Raw genomic sequence first — 17361 nt, 5'->3', positions numbered from 1 at the left:
TGATGGAACCCGGCCGCCCCGGGCGGTGTCATGGAAGCGGACGACGGTGGAGGCTGCCCTGGACGACGACGACCTCGTCACCCGCGTACGCGCCGGCGACCGGGAGGCGTACGACGCCCTGGTCGCCCGGCACACCGCGTCCGCGTACCGGACGGCGGTGCTGCTCGGCGCCGGGCCGGACGCCGAGGACGTGGTCCAGGAGGCGTTCGTCAAGGCGTACCGGAAACTGTCCCGCTACCGGGCCGAGGCGTCGTTCCGGTCCTGGCTGCTCGCGATCGTCGCCAACGAGACCCGGAACCTGCACCGGACGCGTACCCGGCGGGACGGGCTGACGCTGCGCGCGGCGGCGGCGGACCCGGTCGCGGCGGTCACCGCCGAGGACGGGCTCGACGCGGTGCTGGCGGCCGAGCGCCGGGCCGCGCTGGTGGCGGCGCTGCGCCGGCTGCCCGCCCGGGACCGCGAGGTGATCGTCTGCCGCTATCTGCTCGACCTCGGCGAGGAGGAGACGGTGACGGTGCTGGGGGTGGCCCGGGGCACCGTGAAGTCCCGGACCCACCGGGCGCTGACGAAGCTGCGCGCCCTGCTGGACCGGGAGGTGGCACACCGTGGATGACCTGGAACGGGAGCTGCGGGAGCTGACCGGCTGGCTGGAGCCGGCGCGGACGCCGGACGTCACCGCGCGGGTCCGCGCCCGGCTCGACGCGCCCGCACCTCGTCGCCGCCGGCGGTACGTGCTGGCCGCCGCGCTCGCCGCCCTGCTCGTCGCGGTGCTGCCGCCGGGGCGGGCGGCGCTCGCCGACGCGGTGACCGGGCTGCTGCGGTTCTCCGGGGTCGTCGTCGACAGCGCACCCGCGCCGCCCCCGACGGGTACGCCGTCGCCGCTGCCCGCGCAGCACGAGGTAGCCCTCGCCGAGGCGCAGCGGCAGGTCCGCTTCCCGATCCGGGTGCCGGCCCGGCTCGGCGCACCGGAACGGGTGCTCGTCGCCGATCCGGACGGCACCGGCGCGCACCGGGTCGCCAGCCTGCTCTACCGGGGCGGGACGGTCCGGCTGGACGCCTTCGACGGTTCGCTCGACATCGTGTTCCACAAGCGGTCCCTCGGTGCGGACGTGACGCTCACCCACGTCGGCGGCGAGTTCGCCATCTGGGTCGGGGGTCCGCACGCGCTCGCGTACGTGGACCGCTCGGGCACGGAACGGGTCGCCACCGCGCGGTTGTCCGCCGCCACGCTGATCTGGGAGCGCGCCGGAGTGAGCTACCGGCTGGAGGGAGACCTGACCCGCGAGCAGGCGCTGGACGTCGCGTCCTCGGTCCAGTGAGCGGCGGGAACCTCGGGGCGCCGGGCGGTGTCCTGGTGACGAGAGTCGTCGACGGGGGAGGCCGGATGTCCGTTCCGAGAAGAGTCCTGCTGGTGCCGGTCCTGCTGCTGGCCGGGTGCACCGGCCCGGCCGCGCAACCGGCCGGCGGGCCGGCCACGGGTACCGTGCCCGCCACCGGACCGTCCACGCCGGCGACCTGTGCCGAGCGGGTGGAGACCGGCCGGCTGCCGGACTGGGCGGACGCCGGGTTCACCGGCGACACCCGGATCCGGCACGTCTTCGGCACCCGGGGCGACATCGTGGCGATCCTGTTCGCGTACCCGCTGGTGCACGCGCGCGGCGACGGCGCGAACAACAAGATCCTCTGGGTGTCCCGCCCCGAGCCCGGCCGGTCCGAGCCGGCGCCGCGGACGCCGCTGGTGATCACCGCGACGCGGGACGGGACGGACAACCCGGTCGTCCGGGAGGTGGCGGGCGGGCCCGGGCCGTCCATCGTCGACCTGCCGGCCGCCGGGTGCTGGCGGCTGCGGCTGGACTGGTCCGGCCGCAGCGACACGATGGATCTGGTCTACCGGCCGTCGTCCCGCTGACCGGCATGGCCGCTGCCGGTCCGGGTAACGCTGCGTCATGGCGAAGTACACCGAGCCGGAACTGCGGGAGCGCCTCAAGGCCGAGATCCGCGCCTCCGACAAGGGCGGACGGCCGGGGCAGTGGTCGGCCCGCAAGTCGCAGCTGCTGACGAACGAGTACAAGAAGGCCGGCGGGGGATTCGAGGGCCCGAAGGACGCACGGCAGCGCTCGCTGCAACGCTGGGGTGGCGAGAAGTGGCAGACCCGCAGTGGTGACACACGCGCCCGCAACGGCGGCGAAACCCGCCGCTACCTGCCCAAACGGGCGTGGGAGGAGCTGTCGGAGACCGAACGCCGGGCCACCGACACCCGCAAGCGCCGCGCGTCGCGCTCCGGCCGCCAGTACGTGCCGAACACCGGCCCGGCGAAGCGGGCCCGGCGGGACGCGACCGCCGCTGAGCAGATCAACGAGTTGCCGGTGACCGAGGCGGTCAAGCTGGTCCGCGATCTGGACACCCGTCAGCTCGACGCGGCGCTGCGCCGGGAACGCGGCGGCAAGGCCCGCAAGACACTCATCGGACGGCTGGAGTCGGAACTGGGCCGGCGCCGGGCGGCGTGAGCGCGGACCGGCCGGACACAGGCGGCGGGGCCGGTCACCGGACCGGCCCCGCCGTGGTGCGCTCGCCGCCTAGCGGCGCGGGTGCTGCGGGATGCGCGGCAGCACGTAGGGCGGACCCGAGAAGATCAGGTCGGCCTTCAGCTCGTGGTACGCGAGCTTCGGCTGGTAGTTCTCGTCGTACACGGTGGCCAGGCCCTCCGGCGGGTCGGAGAACGCGCCGGGCACCCAGGAGTGCTTGTCGGTGAAGCCCCAGAGGGTGAACGACAGGCAGTGCCGCTCGGCCAGGCAGGCCTGCATCAGCACGCTGAAGCCCGCCGCGGACGCCTGCAGGCGCGGGTTGATCTCCGCGGAGTCGCCGGCCTCCACGCCCTCGGTGATCTGGCTGCGCACGTCCACCTCGGTGAGGGCCGTGGCCAGCCCGAGCCCGGCGAACTTGCGCAGCGCCGCGACCACCTGGAGCGTGCTGAAGTTGCCGTACTGGGTGCCCAGGTGGCCCTGTGCGCCCACGCCGTCGATCGGCACGCCCTTGGCCCGCAGGTCACGGGCCATGTTGTAGACGAACTGCGTCTTGTCGTCGGCCGGGTTGCCGGAGCCGAACGCCTCGATGTTGTAGTCGTTGTAGAACAGCAGCGCCTTCGGGTCGGCGGCGCGGGCCCAGCGGAACGCGTCGGCGATGTAGCCGGGGCCGAGGTTCTGCGCCCAGAACCCCTTGTAGTGCAGGGTGGACGGGGTGTCCCAGGGGTCGCTGACCGCCTCGTTCACCACGTCCCACTGCCAGATCTTGCCCTTGAAGTGGGTGACCACGGCGGTGATGTGGTTGCGCAGGATCTGGCGCAGCTCGGCCTTGCTGATCGAGCCGTCCGCGACTCCGCTGGTCAGCCACGCGGGCAACTGGTTGTGCCAGACCAGCACGTGGCCGCGGACCCGCTGGTTGTTCTTACGGGCGAACTCGATCAGCTCGTCGGCCGGGCCCCAGTTGTAGGTGCCCCGGGTGGGCTCGAGGCTCTCCCACTTCATCACGTTCTCGGCGGTCACGGTCGAGAACTCCGACGCGGCCAGCTCGCGGTACCGCGGCTCGGAGGCGTCGTTGAGTGCGGCCATGTCCACCGCGGTGCCCACGTACAGGCCGTGGCGCTTGGCCAGCTCACGCAGGCTCTGCGCGGCCGGGTCGTACGGGCGTCCGGCCGTCGCGGGGACGACGTTGAGGGCGGTGGCGGTCGCGACGGCGACGGCGCCGGCGGCGAGCCATCGTCTCAGCTTCATGGTCGTTCCTTTCGGGAGGGTGCGCGCGGCCGAGGGCCGGCGGTGGCGGTGCCGGAGACGCCGCGCCGTGGAACGGATCGGCGGGCGCCAGGATGGACTGACGATGCGGCTTCCGAAACTTCCGGACCAGCTTCCGGAAGTAGCCCGAAACATTACGGACGCCGATAGCCGTCCGTCAATCACCGGGGCGGGAGGGTGTGGCGGCGCCTCAGCGCAGCGGGTGGCAGGAGGCGCGGACGACCAGCTCGGTGGGGAGCTGGATGTGCGTGTCCCGCTCGACGCCGGCGATGAGGTCGATCAGCAGGCGCAGCGACTCGGCGCCCATGCGTTGCAGCGGCTGCCGGATCGTGGTGAGCGGCGGGTCGACGAGCGCCGACTCGGGGATGTTGTCGAAGCCGATGACCGACAGGTCCTCCGGTACGCGCAGGCCGAGGCCGCGGGCGACATCCACAGTGGAGATGGCGGAGAGGTCGTTGCCGGCGAAGATCGCGGTCGGCCGGTCGGCGAGCGCGAGCAGGTCGGCCGCCGTGCTGGCGGCGGTCTCGGTGCGGAAACCGCCCACCCGCACGAGCCGCTCGTCCACCGGCACGCCCGCGTCGGCCATCGCCTTGCGGAACCCCGCCTCGCGCAGCCGGGCCGACTCCAGGTCGGGGCGGCCGCTGATGTGCGCGATCCGCCGGTGCCCGAGCGACAGCAGGTGGTCGGTGGCCAGCACCGCGCCGGCGAAGTTGTCGGAGTCGACCGTGGGCAGGCCGGACGGGCCGGTGTGCGGGTCGACGGCCACCACGTGGAAACCGTGCTTGGTCTCGACCACCGTCGGCGTCACGATCACGGCGCCGTCGATGAGCGTGCCGGACAGCCGCGCCAGGGAGCGCCGCTCCCACCCTATGGCCGCGCCCTCGCCGTCCCCGCTGGAGTAGGCGAGCAGTTGGTAGCCGCTGCCGGCGACCTCGCGGGACGCGCCCTTGAGCAACTCCGTGGAGAACGGCTCGAACTCGGCGACCAGGATGCCCAGCACGTTCGTCCGGTGGCTGCGCAGGCTCTGCGCCCCCAGGCTGGCCTCGTACCCCAGCTCGTGGATGACCTGCTGGACGCGTTCGACGGTGGCCTGCGCGACGCCGTACCGGCCATTGACAACCTTCGATACAGTTGCCACCGAGACGCCGGCCGTACGTGCCACGTCCGACATCTTGACGCGCTCCTGGAAGACCACGCCGACGATGATAGAGGGCTCTCCCGGGCGGATCGAAGACGATGTCGAAAACGTTATCGATACCGATTGACTTCACGTTACGGCCCTGTAAAACTCCCCGGCAGGTAACCCGGCTATGTGGTCGAGGAGACATCTATGGCGATGAAGCGCCGTGCTGGTGCCGTCCTGGCACTGTTTGTGACAAGCGCCCTGCTGGCCTCCGCGTGCAGTGGTGGTGGCGAGGAGGAGAAGGCCGCCGAGAGCGAGCTGTACAAGAACCCGGTGACGCTGACCTGGTGGCACAACGCCTCGCAGGACGGCCCCGGCAAGACGTACTGGGAGAAGGTCGCCAAGGACTTCTCCGCGGCCCACCCGACCGTCAAGATCGAGATCGAGGCGATCGAGACGAACCAGCTCCAGCGCACCCGGCTCCCCGCCGCGCTGCTGAGTAACGACCCGCCGGACATCTTCCAGGCCTGGGGTGGCGGCGAGATGCGCGAGCAGGTCGAGGCCGACTACCTCAAGGACATCACCGACCAGGTGAAGGGTGAGGTGGCCGACATCGGCAGCCCCGCCGAGATCTGGCAGGTGGAGGGCAAGCAGTACGGCCTGCCGTTCCGGATGGGCATCGAGGGCATCTGGTACAACAAGGACATGTTCGCGAAGGCGGGCATCTCGGCGCCGCCGACCACCTTCGAGGAGCTCAACGCCGCTGTCACCAAGCTCAAGGCCATCAACGTCATCCCGATCGCCCTGGGCGCCGGTGACAAGTGGCCGGCCGCGCACTGGTGGTACAACTTCGCGCTGCGTGCCTGCTCGGTCGACACGCTGAAGAAGGCCTCCAAGGACCGGACCTTCGACGACCCGTGCTTCGTCAAGGCCGGTCAGGACCTGAAGACCTTCATCGACACCAAGCCGTTCCAGAACAACTTCATCGCCACGCCGGGCCAGAACGACCCGACCAGCGCCAACGGCCTGCTCGCCAACGGCAAGGCCGCGATGGAGCTGATGGGCGAGTGGAACCGCGGCACGCTGGACACCGTCGCCACCGACAAGGCGGCCCTGGGCAAGTTCCTCGGCTGGTTCCCGGTGCCGGCGATCTCCGGCTCCGCCGGTGACCCGAAGGCGGCCCTCGGCGGCGGCGACGGCTTCGCCTGCTCCAAGAACGCACCGGCCGAGTGCGTCGAGTTCCTCAAGTACATCGTCAGCCCCGAGGTGCAGAAGGGCTACGCCGCCACCGGCACCGGCCTGCCGGCAGTCAAGAGTGCTGCCGACGGCGTGACCGACCCGGCGCTGAAGTCCATCCTGGAGTCGACCGCGTCGGCCACCTACATCCAGCTCTGGCTGGACACGGCCTTCGGCAGCACCGTCGGCACCGCGATGAACGACGCGATCGTCGCGATCTTCGCCGGCAACGGGACACCTGAGAAGGTCGTCTCGGCCATGAAGGCGGCCGCAAGCAAGTGACGTCCGCATCGCAGACCCGTACGCCCGCCGTCGGCGCGCAAGCGCCGCCGGCGGGCCTCCGGCCCGGCGGCGCACGGGCCGCCTCCCGCCGTGCCGAGACCCGTCGCAAGTGGTACGAGATCATCGGTCTGACCACGCCCGCGATCGTCATCTACGTGATGTTCGTGCTGGTGCCGATGGGCTTCGCGTTCTACTACAGCCTGTTCCGCTGGCGCGGCGTCGGCCCGCCCACCGAGTACGTCGGCTTCCGCAACTACACGCTCGCCTTCCAGGACCCGATCTTCCTCGACGCGCTGCGCAACAACGCGATCATCGTGTTCGGGTCGCTGCTGATCCAGGGTCCGGTCGCGCTGGGCATCGCCCTCCTGCTCAACCGCCGCTTCCGCGGGCGCTCGGCGTTCCGCCTGCTGGTGTTCGTGCCGTACGTGCTGGCCGAGGTCACCGTCGGCATCATGTGGAAGCTGATCCTGACCGAGAACGGCACGCTCGACGCGCTGCTGCAGTCGATCGGGATGGGCAGCCTGGTACAGGCGTGGCTGGCCGACCTGGACGTGGTGATCTGGACGCTGCTGTTCGTCCTCACCTGGAAGTACGTCGGCTTCGCCATCATCCTGCTGCTCGCCGGCCTGTCGAACGTGCCGCCGGAGCTGAACGAGGCCGCCGAGATCGACGGCGCGAGCTGGTGGCAGATCCAGCGCCACGTCACGCTGCCACTACTCGGCCCCACCATCCGGATCTGGATGTTCCTGTCGATGATCGGCTCGTTGCAGGTCTTCGACATGATCTGGGTGACCTCGGTGCCGGCGGTACGGTCCCTCGGCGCCTCGGCCACCATGGCGACGTACATGGTGGACAACGGCTTCTTCGCCCGCCTCTGGGGCTACGGCAACGCGGTGGCCGTGATCCTGTTCGCCATCTCGTTCGTCGCGGCGTTGCTGTTCCAGCGGTTCCTGCTCCGCCGGGACATCGAGGGCGCCATCACCCGGAAGGGGAAGTGACAGTGGCCGTGAACTCCGTATCCGCCCCCTCGGCCGGGCGCCGGCCGGTGCAGTGGAGCTCGCCGCTGACGTACGCGATCGCGCTCGCGGTCGCGGCCGTGTCGATCGCACCCGTCGTGTACGTCGTCGTCGGCGGTTTCCGGACCACGCCGCAGATCGTGAACGACCCGGCCGGCCTGCCGGACCCGTGGGTCTGGGACAACTACTACCGGGTGCTGACCCAGAGCGACTTCTGGAAGCAGGCGTTCAACAGCGCCGTGGTCGCCCTCGGCACCACGCTCGGCGTGGTGGTGCTCGGCATGGCCGCCGCGTTCGTGCTCGCCCGCTACACGTTCCGGGGCCGCGAAGGTCTCTACACCTTCTTCACCCTCGGCCTGCTGTTCCCGGCCGGCGCGGCGATCCTGCCGCTGTACCTCATGCTGCGCGACCTGAACCTGATCAACTCCTACTACGCGGTGATCCTTCCGCAGGTGGCCTTCTCGTTGCCGCTGACGATCGTCATTCTGCGGCCTTTCCTGTCGGCCATTCCGCGGGAGCTGGAGGACGCGGCCGCCATCGACGGCGCCGGCCGGCTCGGCTTCCTCTGGCGGATCGTGCTGCCGCTGTCGCGGCCCGCGATCGTCACCGTCGGCATCCTCGCGTTCGTGGCGAGCTGGAACGCGTTCCTCCTGCCGCTGCTCGTCCTCGGGGATGTCAACCTGCACACGCTGCCGCTGGGCGTGCAGAACTTCTCCAGCCAGTACACCACCGACACCGCGGGCGTCCTCGCCTTCACGTCGCTGGCGATGTTGCCGGCGCTGCTGTTCTTCACCCTGGCGGAGAAGCAGATCGTGGGCGGTCTCCAGGGCGCGGTCAAGGGCTGAGCGGCAGCGGCACCAGCACAACCAGTGGAAAGGCACACCATGACAGAGGTCCACGCGGTGGTGGACGGGCCGGTACCGGCTCAGGCAGGGTCGGACCACGACCGGCCGGACGGGCGCGGCGCCGAGGCACGCGTACGGGAACTGCTCGCTCGCATGACGATCGAGGAGAAGGTCGCGCAGCTCGTCGGGTTCTGGGAGAAGGAGGACGGTGAGGCGGTCGCGCCCCTGCAGGGCGAGTTCGCCTCCACCGGCCGGCTCGAGGACTTCTCCCGGCACGGGCTGGGTCACCTCACCCGCGCCTACGGCACCCGCCCGGTCGACGCCGCGGCCCGCGCGGCCTGGCTGTGGAAGTTCCAGCGGGACCTGGTGACCGGTACCCGGCTGGGCATCCCGGCGATCGTGCACGAGGAGTGCCTGACCGGCCTGTCGGCGTGGAAGGCGGCCACCTTCCCGACGCCGCTGGCCTGGGGCGCCGCGTTCGATCCCGACCTGGTCGCCGAGATGGCGGCGGCGATCGGGGCCTCGATGCGCGCGCTCGGCATCCACCAGGGACTGTCCCCGGTGCTGGACGTGATCCGGGATCCGCGCTGGGGCCGGGTCGACGAGTGCATCGCCGAGGATCCCTACCTCGTCGGCACCATCGGGACCTCGTACGTGCGCGGGCTCCAGTCACAGGGCGTGCTCGCGACGCTGAAGCACTTCGCCGGCTACTCCGGCTCGCGGGCCGGGCGCAACTTCGGCCCGGTGCACGCCGGTCCCCGGGAACTCGCCGACGTGCTGCTGCCGCCGTTCGAGATGGCGATCCTCGACGGCGACGCGCGCAGCGTCATGCACTCGTACGCGGAGATCGACGGCGTGCCGGTCGCGGCCGACCCGACGATGCTCACCGACCTGCTGCGGGACCGGTGGGGCTTCGACGGCACGGTGGTGGCGGACTACTACGGCGTCGCCTTCCTCAGCCTGCTGCACCACGTCGCGGCGGACAACGCGGAGGCTGCCGTGCAGGCGCTGAGCGCCGGCCTCGACATCGAGCTGCCCACCGGCGACGCCTACCTGACCCTGACCGAGTCGGTGCGGGCCGGGGCCGTCGACGAGGCGCTGGTCGACCGGGCGGTACTGCGGGTCCTGCGCCAGAAGCAGGAACTCGGGTTGCTCGACGCCACGTTCGACGACGAGCCGCCGGGCGCGATCGACCTCGACTCGCCGGAGCACCGGTCGATCGCCCGCCGGCTCGCCGAGGAGTCGGTCGTCCTGGTCGCCAACGAGGGGGTGCTGCCGCTGCCGGCGGGCCGCCGGGTGGCGGTCGTCGGCCCGAACGCCGACCGGCAGGGCGCGCTGTTCGGCTGCTACTCCTTCCTCAACCACGTGCTGGCCCACCACCCGGGCGTGGAGACCGGCTTCGAGGTGCCGACGGTGCTGGAGGCGGTGCGCGCCGAGTTCGGCGCCGACCGGGTCACCTTCGCGGCCGGCTGCGAGGTGGACTCGGCGGACCGGTCCGGGTTCGACGAGGCGGTCGCCGCCGCGTCCGCCGCCGACGTGGCGGTCCTCGTGATGGGCGACCACGCCAGCCTGTTCGGGCGCGGCACCGTCGGCGAGGGCTGCGACCGGGACGACCTGGAGCTGCCCGGCGTGCAGCGCCAGCTCGTCGAGGCGGTGCTGGACACCGGCACCCCCGTCGTCCTGGTGCTGCTCACCGGCCGCCCGTACACGCTCGGCTGGGCGCTGTCCCGGTGCGCGGCGGTGGTGCAGACGTTCTTCCCGGGTGAGGAGGGCGCCGGGGCGATCGCGGGCGTGCTTTCCGGGCGGGTCAACCCGTCCGGCCGGCTGCCGGTCACGCTGCCCGGCTCGGCCGGCGCGCAGCCGTACTCGTACCTGCACCCGGAGCTGGGTGAGGGCATGAACGGCACCAACCTGCCGGCGACGCCGGTGGCGCCGTTCGGGCACGGCCTGTCCTACACCACGTTCGCGTACACCGACCTGACCGTGCCGGCCGAGGTGCCGACCGACGGGTCGCTGCGGGTGTCGGTGCGGGTGACGAACACCGGCCCGGTCGCCGGTGACGACGTGGTGCAGCTCTACGGCCGCGATCTGGTCGCCTCGGTGACCCGGCCGGTCGCGCAGCTGCTCGGCTACCGGCGGGTGCGTCTGGAGCCGGGCGCTTCGGTGACCGTCGAGCTGACCGTCCCCACCACGCGGCTGGCGTTCACCGGCCGCTCGTTCACCCGGGTGGTGGAGCCCGGGGAGGTCGACGTCTGGGTGGGCACGAGCGCCCGGCGCGACGCCCAGGCGCGGACGACGCTGACCGGGGACACCGCCGAGATCACCGCCGCCTCGCCCCGGTGGACGACGACCGACGTTCGCTGAGCCGGGTCCGCCGGTCGTCCACGGGGCGGCCGGCGGACCCTTTCACCTGATATCGGCGTTATGTCGTTTTTGGCTCACTAGGCTCCAGGATGTCATCCAGCTACGGCTGGATCCCGGTCGCCGGCACCCACAGGGATGCGTGAGTCACGATGATGGACGCGGACACCATGGTCCTGCCCCGGCTCGGGGACGCCGCGGTCGAGGACCCGTGGGGTGAGGACCGGCCGCGTCGGGCCGCCGCACGCACCGCGACCGGTGTGCCGGCGCGGTGGCGGATCGCGGCGTGGCTGGTGCCGGCGGTGCTGGCGGGTGCGCTCGGCGCCGCCCGGATCACCGCGTCGGGGCTGAGCGCCGGAGAACTGGCGACCCGCCAGGCGGTCACGTCGCGGTGGCACGGGCTCGGCACCGCGCTGACCGGCGACGAGGTCGCGCTCGGGCCGTACCATCTGCTGCTGCGCGGCTGGGCGGCGCTGTTCGGCGCGGCGGACCTCGCGCTGCGCGTACCCTCCCTGCTGGCTGTGGTCGGCGCCGCGGCCCTGGTCGGCGCGCTCGCCGCCCGGATCGCCACGCCCGCCGCCGGCCTGGCGGCCGGCGTGATCTTCGCGGTGCTGCCGACCTCGATCCGGTACGCGCAGGAGGCGCAGCCGTACGCCCTGGCGGTGTTCGCCGCCGTGCTCGCCACCTGGCTGCTGGTGCCGGTGCTGGACCGGCCGCGCCCGCGCCGGCTCGTGCCCTACGCCGGCGCGGTGCTGCTGCTGGGCCTGTGCCAGCCGGTGGCGTTGCTGCTGCTCGCCGGCCACGGCTGGGTCGTGCTGGCGTTCCGTCGCCGCGACGCCGTCAGGTGGCCGGCCGCAGTGGCCCTCGGGCTGCTCCCGGTCGCCGCCTGGTACGCGGCCGGCCTGCGCGACGGCGGGCATCTGGCGTCCGGCGCGTCGCCCGGTGCTGCCGTGCTGGCGGCCACGCCGGGGGACCTGTTCGGCGTCGCCGCGCTCGGCGGCGTGCTGGCCGGGCTGGCCCTGTTCAGTCTTCCGCTGCGGTACCCCGCCGCGATCTGCACCGCCTGGGCGCTGGTGCCGGCGCTCGGGCTGCTGGCGCTGGCGCAGGTCGTGCCGGTCTGGTCGGCGGGGAACCTGCTGTTCACGGTGCCGGCCTGGGCGGTGCTCGGCGGGGTCGCGCTGACCCGGGCGCGTGCCGTCGGTGCGCTCGCCGTGCCGGCGCTCGTCGCGCTGCTCGCGGCGGCCGATCAGCTTCCGTGGTGACCGACCGACGATCGGGCGACCTCTGCCTGATTCACCCCTTTTGCGGTTGATTGTCGGCTTAGCATTCGGGCGGCTCCTGAGCCGGATGCAGACCATGGGGGGAAACGTGGCCGTCGCCGCCGATACACGCCCGTCCCGCGCCACGACGGCCGGGACGCCGGGCGCCCGCCCGACCGCGCCCGTACCGCCCGAGGCGCCGGGAGACCCGGACCGCCGGCAGCGCAACGTCCGCGCCCGCCTCGCGTACGCCCGCTGCGGCGCCACCGCCGGGCCGCTGCGGCCGCCCCGGCGCCCCGACGCGGCGGTCGAGTTCCGCCCCACCGCCTCGGTCGCCGCGCGGCTGGTCCTGACGCTGCTGGTGCTCGTCAACAGCGCCGCCGGGCTGATCTTCGTCGGCTGGCTGCTGCTGCCCCAGCACGTGCCCGGCCCCGGCGTCGTCGGGCTCGGCGGGTGGCAGACAGTCGCCGCCCGGCTCGCGTTCTGCGTGGTCGTCGGCGTGGAGCTGATCCGCCTGGCGCAGAACGTGGTGGTCTGGGTCTTCGCCTTCCACGCCCGGGACCCGGTGCCCGTCGACCCGCCGGTCGGCCTGCGCGTCGCCCTGCTCACCACGATCGTGCCGAGCAAGGAGCCGATCGAGGTCGCGGAGCGGACGCTGCGCCGGCTCCGGGAGATCGTCTACTGCGGGCACGTCGACGTGTGGATCCTCGACGAGGGCGACGACCCGGCGGTCCGGGCGATGGCCGCGCGGCTCGGCGTCCGCCACTTCACCCGCAAGGGCCGCCCCGAGTACAACCGGCCCGGCGGTGAGTTCCGGGCCCGGACCAAGTCCGGCAACCACAACGCCTGGCGGGCCGAGCACGAGCACCGCTACGACGTGGTCGCGAACGTCGACCCGGACCACGTGCCGTTGCCGAACTTCCTGGAACGCACGCTGGGCTACTTCCGCGACCCGGACGTCGCGTTCGTGGTGACCCCCCAGGTGTACGGGAACATGCACCAGAACTTCGTCGCCCACGGCGCCTCGGTGCAGCAGTACCTCTACAACGGGCTGATCGCGCGCGGCGGCAACGGCCTGGACGCGCCGCTGCTGACCGGCACCGGGCACCTCTACCGCCCGGCGGCCTGGCGGACCATCGGCGGCTACCAGGACTCGATCATCGAGGACCACCTCACCAGCATCCGCGTGCACGCCGCCGTCAACCCGGCCACGGGCAACCGGTGGAAGGGCGTCTACACCCCGGACGTGGTGGCGCTCGGCGAGGGACCGACCTCCTGGGCGGACTACTTCAACCAGCAGAAGCGCTGGGCGGCCGGGATCTGCGAGATCCTGCTCCGCCGCGAGCTGCGCACGCCGCGCGACCTGCCGTCGCGCCGCCGCTGGCAGTACCGGCTGCTCCAGTTCTACTACCCGAGCGTGGCGGTGAGCCTGCTGCTCGGTAACGCCGCCACCGCCCTGTACCTGCTGACCGGCGTCGACGCGGGCCGGCTCGACCCGCAGGTCTGGGCGACGCTGTGGGGTTCCACCATCGGCACCTGGTTCCTGCTCTGGCTCTGGCTGCGCCGTTTCAACATCGCCCCGCACGAGCGGGAGGAGGTGGGCATGACCGGCATGGCGCTCGCGCTGTTCGCCGGACCGGTCTACGTGGCCGCGGCGGTGGGCGCCCTGCTGCGCCGCAAGCTCGGCTTCGTGGTCACCGCCAAGGGCGCGTTGCGCACGGTGGAGTCGCCGCGTACGTTCCGGCTGCACCTGGGCTGGTCGCTCGCCGCCGCCGGACTGCTCGCGGCGAGCTTCGCGCTCGACCACGACTATCCGCTGCTGCGGGTCTGGCCGGCGCTGACGCTGCTGACCGGGCTCGCGCCGCCGCTGATCTCGTGGGTGGAGAGCCTGCGGGCGCGCCGGGGGAGGACCGCCGAACCGGCCCGGGAACCCCAGGTGGTGCCCCGGCCCGTGACCGACGGCGGTGTGCCGTGCTGAGGCCGACGCTGCCCCGGATAGGCCTGGCGCTGGCCGGGCTGCTGCTGCTCGCGTACGCCTTCGTGGTGGCGCCGGGCGCGTGGCGCGACCCGGGCACCGACGCCGCGGCGCGGCGGCCTGCCCCGGCCACGCCGCAGGCGAGCACCGACGTGCCGGCGGCGGCCACGCCGAGCCCGCGCGGTGGTCCGTTCCCGCCGGCCGGGCAGGCGTTCTTCGGCGTGATGACGGACAAGGGGCCGTACGACTTCGCGCCGGTCGACAGCTTCGCCGAGGCGGCCGGGCGGTCGCCGCAGGTGATGCTCTTCGGCGCCGACTGGGCGTCGGCGGCGTTCGACCGGAGCCTGTTCGACCGGATCGCCGAGCGGGGCATGATGCCGATGCTCGGCTGGGAGCCGTGGGACCACACAGTCGACCGGGAGGCCCGGCGCACCGACCTGACCGACAGGCAGATCGACCGGCTGCGCGCCACCCAGCCGGACTACCGGCTGGCCCGCATCGCGCGCGGCGACTTCGACGCGTACCTGCGCTCCTGGGCGCAGGGGGTGCGGTCGCTCGGCTACCCGGTGGCGATCCGCTTCGCGCACGAGATGAACGGCGACTGGTACCCCTGGTGCGAGCGGGCCAACGGCAACCGCCCCGGCGACTACGTCCGGGCCTGGCGGCACGTGCACGACATCTTCACCGAGGCCGGCGCCACGAACGTCACCTGGGTGTGGAGCCCGAACGCCCGCTGGGACAAGACGACGGCCGGGGTCACCGGGCTCTACCCGGGCGACGAGTACGTCGACTGGGTGGGCGTCACCGGCTACTACGGCAGCGGCGCGTTCACCAAGACGTACTGGTCGTTCGACCAGATCTTCGGCCCGACGATCGCCGAGATCCGCAAGGTCACCGGCAAGCCGCTCGTGGTCACCGAGACCGGCGCCGCCGACGCCGCCGGGCACAAGGCGCGGTGGATCCGGGACACGTTCCGCGCGCTGCCCCGCTATCCGAACCTGATCGGGCTGATCTGGTTCGAGGTGGACAAGGAGAAGGACTGGCGCATCGCCGGCTCACCGGCTGCGGCGACCGCGTTCGCGGAGGCGGTGGCCGCCGAGCGCTACGACGTCACCTGGTCGCCGGCGGTGCGGCCGCGTACCGGGACCTGACCCCGTTCCACGCTCCATGTCGGACGGTGCGGCTACCCTCCACGACCATGAACGAGAGAGATCAATTCCGGCGGGCGGCGATCGAGCAGGGTGTGCCCGAGGACGAGGTGGCCCGCTTCGCGGAGCTGATCCGGTTCCGGATCCACGCCTGGCAGCGCGAGGAGGGCGTGCACGCCGGGCGGCGGGGCGGGCGGCCGCGGCTGCCGGTGGGCATGCCGTGGCCCACGTGCCCGAAGGGCTTCCCGTTGCCGTTCCTCCTCCGGCTCGACTGCGCGGCGCTGCCCCGGGTTCCCGACCTCGCCCTGCCGGCCGACGGCACGCTGCTGTTCTTCCTCGACCAGGAGGGCGCACAGGACGCCTGCGGCATCGAGAACGAGAAGGCGTACTCGCGGGTCGTGTACGTCCCGGCCGGCACCGAGACGGCCGACGGCGAGTACGTCCTACCCGTCGGGACCGCCCGGGAGTCCTTCCTCGCTCCCGAACACGAGATGTACGCCGCCGTCCAGGCGGAGCTGCCGGACTGGCTCGACCGCGCGGAGGAGTGGCTGTGCGACACCCAGATCCAGCTCCTGCGCGACATGCCGCACCGCAAGGAGATGAGCGCGCTGGTCGAACAGCCCTGGCCGGAGCGGGACTGGTGGATTGAGCGCGACGTCTTCGTCGGCGGCTACACCATCTCCGCGCAGGACCCGCCCGAGGTGATCATGATGGATCCGGAGCGGGTTCAGCAGGGATGGTCCCTGCCCCGCGCGGAGCGAATGGTCGCCCGGTACGAGGAAGAACAGCGGGTGATGCGCGAATGGGTGCCGCTGGCCCAGTTCGGCGTACCGGACGAGGAGTACGTCAACGCGCGGTTCCTGATCCGTCACGACGACCTCGCCGCCCGGCGGTTCGACAGGGTGCTGTCCTTCTGCGAGTTCACCGAGTGACAGCCGGGCCGGCTCAGACCAGCGTGCGGACCGCCCGCAGCGCCGCCTCCACATCCTGCTCGCCGTTGGCGATCGTCGCGCCGAAGCGCAGGTACGACGGCCGGTAGGGGGTGCTGCTGGCGATCACGCCGGCCGACCGCAGCCGGTTCACCGCCCTCTCCGGCGGCACGCCCGGCACCTCGCAGCAGACCACCCCGGCGGACAGGTCGGCGGCGCGCGGCGTGACCAGCCGGACGCCCCGGATCCCGGCCAGCCCCTCCTTCAGGCGGTCGGCGAGTTCCCGGGTGCGCTCGGCGACCCGGGCCGGACCGATCCGCCGGTGGAACGCGAACGCGTCGGCGAGCGCCCACCGGTGCTCGAAGCTGTGGTAGCCACCGGGCGTGTGCGCCGGCCCGGGCGGCGCGGGCGGCCCGCCGGTGGCGCCGGTGAGCCAGCGGCCGATGACCCGTCTGTCGAAGCTGGGGATCACCGGCGTCATCCGGGCCCACGCCCGCTCGGCGGCCCAGACCAGACCGGTGCCACGCGGCCCGAGCAGCCACTTGTGGCAGCCGGAGACCAGCACGTCGCAGCCGAGTTGCTCCGGTGTGGACGCGTCGGCGCCGAAGCCGTGCACCGCGTCGAGACAGAGCAGCGCCTCCGGGCTGCGCTCGCGGACCACCTCGGCCAGCCGGCGTACCGGCAGCTTCACCCCGGTGCTGGAGTGCACCCAGGTCAGCGCCACCACACGGGTGCGGGGCGTGAGCGCCGCGGTCAGGCCCGCGACCATCTCGTCCACGCCGGCCGTGGCCGCTTCCCGGTACAGGCGGGCCCGGCGCACTGTCACCCCGTCGCGTTCGGCACGCAACCGCAGCGACTCGTGCGTGGCGTAGAAGTCGTGCTCGGTGGTCAGCACCTCGTCGCCGGGCCGCAGCCGGACCGCGCCGTAGACCAGGCCGAGGCCCATGGTGGTGGAGTCGGTGAGCGCGACCTGGTCTGGCCGGGTGCCGAGGTGCCCGGCCGCCGCGTCGAGCACCGCGCGGTCCAGCCGTTCCTCGTGGAGCCCCAGATAACCGGCCGCGTCCCGGTCGAGGCCGGCGCGGTGGATCGCCACGGCGGCCCGTACCGGGGCCGGGTGCGGGGCGAAGACGAACGTGGCCAGGTGCGCCCGGGAACGGTCGAGCGCGAACTGGGCGCGGACACTGTCCCAGCTGGCCGGATCCAGGGCGGGCGCGTCGTCGTCCGGGGCCGCGGTCCCGCCCGCCGGGCGGTCCGGCTCGCAACCGGTGGCCAAACCGGTCACGCCGGCCGCCGCGGTCGCGCCGAGCAGGTGCCGCCGGGTCAGCTGCCGCCGGGTGAGGTGCCGCCGGGTCGGGTGCATGAGGCAATCGTCCGCCGTGCATGTCACGGCCGGGTCACC

The 17361-nt window shown here is 72.7% G+C and carries 15 protein-coding genes; 12 read left to right on the top strand and 3 right to left on the bottom strand.

The window, feature by feature from the left end; all coding sequences use genetic code 11:
• Positions 1–46: 46 nt before the first annotated feature.
• The 4 genes from ACQP26_RS17940 to ACQP26_RS17925 all read left to right on the top strand — a co-directional run bounded on the left by ACQP26_RS17940 (position 47) and on the right by ACQP26_RS17925 (position 2507).
• A complete protein-coding gene (locus ACQP26_RS17940) occupies positions 47–613 on the top strand; it encodes an RNA polymerase sigma factor (protein ID WP_433493455.1) in 567 nt (188 codons plus the stop codon).
• Complete coding sequence (locus ACQP26_RS17935) at positions 606–1319, top strand: hypothetical protein (RefSeq protein WP_269705568.1); 714 nt, start codon at positions 606–608, stop codon at positions 1317–1319. The genes ACQP26_RS17940 and ACQP26_RS17935 overlap by 8 nt, the downstream gene beginning before the upstream one ends.
• Positions 1320–1384: 65 nt before the next feature.
• Positions 1385–1909 carry a hypothetical protein gene (locus ACQP26_RS17930; protein ID WP_433493454.1) on the top strand — a complete coding sequence of 175 codons (525 nt, stop codon included), beginning with the start codon at positions 1385–1387 and terminating at the stop codon, positions 1907–1909.
• A gap of 37 nt (positions 1910–1946) precedes the next feature.
• Positions 1947–2507, top strand: coding sequence for a DUF5872 domain-containing protein (locus tag ACQP26_RS17925; protein ID WP_433493453.1), 561 nt, complete (start codon positions 1947–1949; stop codon positions 2505–2507).
• Positions 2508–2576: 69 nt separating this feature from the next.
• Here the strand turns inward: ACQP26_RS17925 and ACQP26_RS17920 are convergent, their stop codons facing one another.
• Both ACQP26_RS17920 and ACQP26_RS17915 read right to left on the bottom strand, forming a co-directional pair.
• On the bottom strand, positions 2577–3770 hold the full coding sequence (locus ACQP26_RS17920) for an endo-1,4-beta-xylanase (RefSeq protein ID WP_269705571.1): 1194 nt from the start codon (positions 3768–3770) through the stop codon (positions 2577–2579).
• A gap of 208 nt (positions 3771–3978) precedes the next feature.
• Positions 3979–4983: a LacI family DNA-binding transcriptional regulator gene (locus tag ACQP26_RS17915; protein ID WP_269705572.1), complete on the bottom strand. Its 1005-nt coding sequence runs from the start codon at positions 4981–4983 to the stop codon at positions 3979–3981.
• Positions 4984–5118: 135 nt separating this feature from the next.
• Here ACQP26_RS17915 and ACQP26_RS17910 point away from each other — a divergent pair, with 135 nt between their 5' ends.
• From ACQP26_RS17910 to ACQP26_RS17875, 8 genes are all read left to right on the top strand, one after another.
• Positions 5119–6429 (top strand): ABC transporter substrate-binding protein, encoded by a 1311-nt coding sequence (locus tag ACQP26_RS17910; RefSeq protein WP_269705573.1) that lies wholly within the window; start codon positions 5119–5121, stop codon positions 6427–6429.
• On the top strand, positions 6426–7427 hold the full coding sequence (locus ACQP26_RS17905) for a carbohydrate ABC transporter permease (RefSeq protein ID WP_433493452.1): 1002 nt from the start codon (positions 6426–6428) through the stop codon (positions 7425–7427). The genes ACQP26_RS17910 and ACQP26_RS17905 overlap by 4 nt, the downstream gene beginning before the upstream one ends.
• Positions 7424–8290 carry a carbohydrate ABC transporter permease gene (locus tag ACQP26_RS17900; RefSeq protein WP_269705576.1) on the top strand — a complete coding sequence of 289 codons (867 nt, stop codon included), beginning with the start codon at positions 7424–7426 and terminating at the stop codon, positions 8288–8290. The genes ACQP26_RS17905 and ACQP26_RS17900 overlap by 4 nt, the downstream gene beginning before the upstream one ends.
• A gap of 39 nt (positions 8291–8329) precedes the next feature.
• A complete protein-coding gene (locus ACQP26_RS17895; protein WP_433493451.1) occupies positions 8330–10654 on the top strand; it encodes a glycoside hydrolase family 3 N-terminal domain-containing protein in 2325 nt (774 codons plus the stop codon).
• A 149-nt stretch (positions 10655–10803) separates the two neighbouring features.
• Positions 10804–11913 carry a glycosyltransferase family 39 protein gene (locus ACQP26_RS17890; RefSeq protein ID WP_433493450.1) on the top strand — a complete coding sequence of 370 codons (1110 nt, stop codon included), beginning with the start codon at positions 10804–10806 and terminating at the stop codon, positions 11911–11913.
• Between the two features lie 94 nt (positions 11914–12007).
• Positions 12008–13888: a glycosyltransferase family 2 protein gene (locus ACQP26_RS17885; RefSeq protein WP_281577563.1), complete on the top strand. Its 1881-nt coding sequence runs from the start codon at positions 12008–12010 to the stop codon at positions 13886–13888.
• Entirely contained in the window at positions 13882–15036 is a 1155-nt protein-coding gene (locus ACQP26_RS17880; protein ID WP_281577564.1) for a glycoside hydrolase family 26 protein, read from the top strand. The genes ACQP26_RS17885 and ACQP26_RS17880 overlap by 7 nt, the downstream gene beginning before the upstream one ends.
• Before the next feature lie 47 nt (positions 15037–15083).
• Positions 15084–15965: a DUF1963 domain-containing protein gene (locus tag ACQP26_RS17875; RefSeq protein WP_433493449.1), complete on the top strand. Its 882-nt coding sequence runs from the start codon at positions 15084–15086 to the stop codon at positions 15963–15965.
• Between the two features lie 13 nt (positions 15966–15978).
• Here the strand turns inward: ACQP26_RS17875 and ACQP26_RS17870 are convergent, their stop codons facing one another.
• A complete protein-coding gene (locus tag ACQP26_RS17870) occupies positions 15979–17322 on the bottom strand; it encodes an aminotransferase class V-fold PLP-dependent enzyme (RefSeq protein WP_433493448.1) in 1344 nt (447 codons plus the stop codon).
• Positions 17323–17361: the final 39 nt, after the last annotated feature.

This window comes from Micromonospora sp. CA-248089, from assembly GCF_050948515.1.
In the GTDB taxonomy this organism is placed as follows: domain Bacteria; phylum Actinomycetota; class Actinomycetes; order Mycobacteriales; family Micromonosporaceae; genus Micromonospora.
Note: the sequence above shows the minus strand (reverse complement) of the source record. Positions and strands in the feature narration are given on the sequence as shown.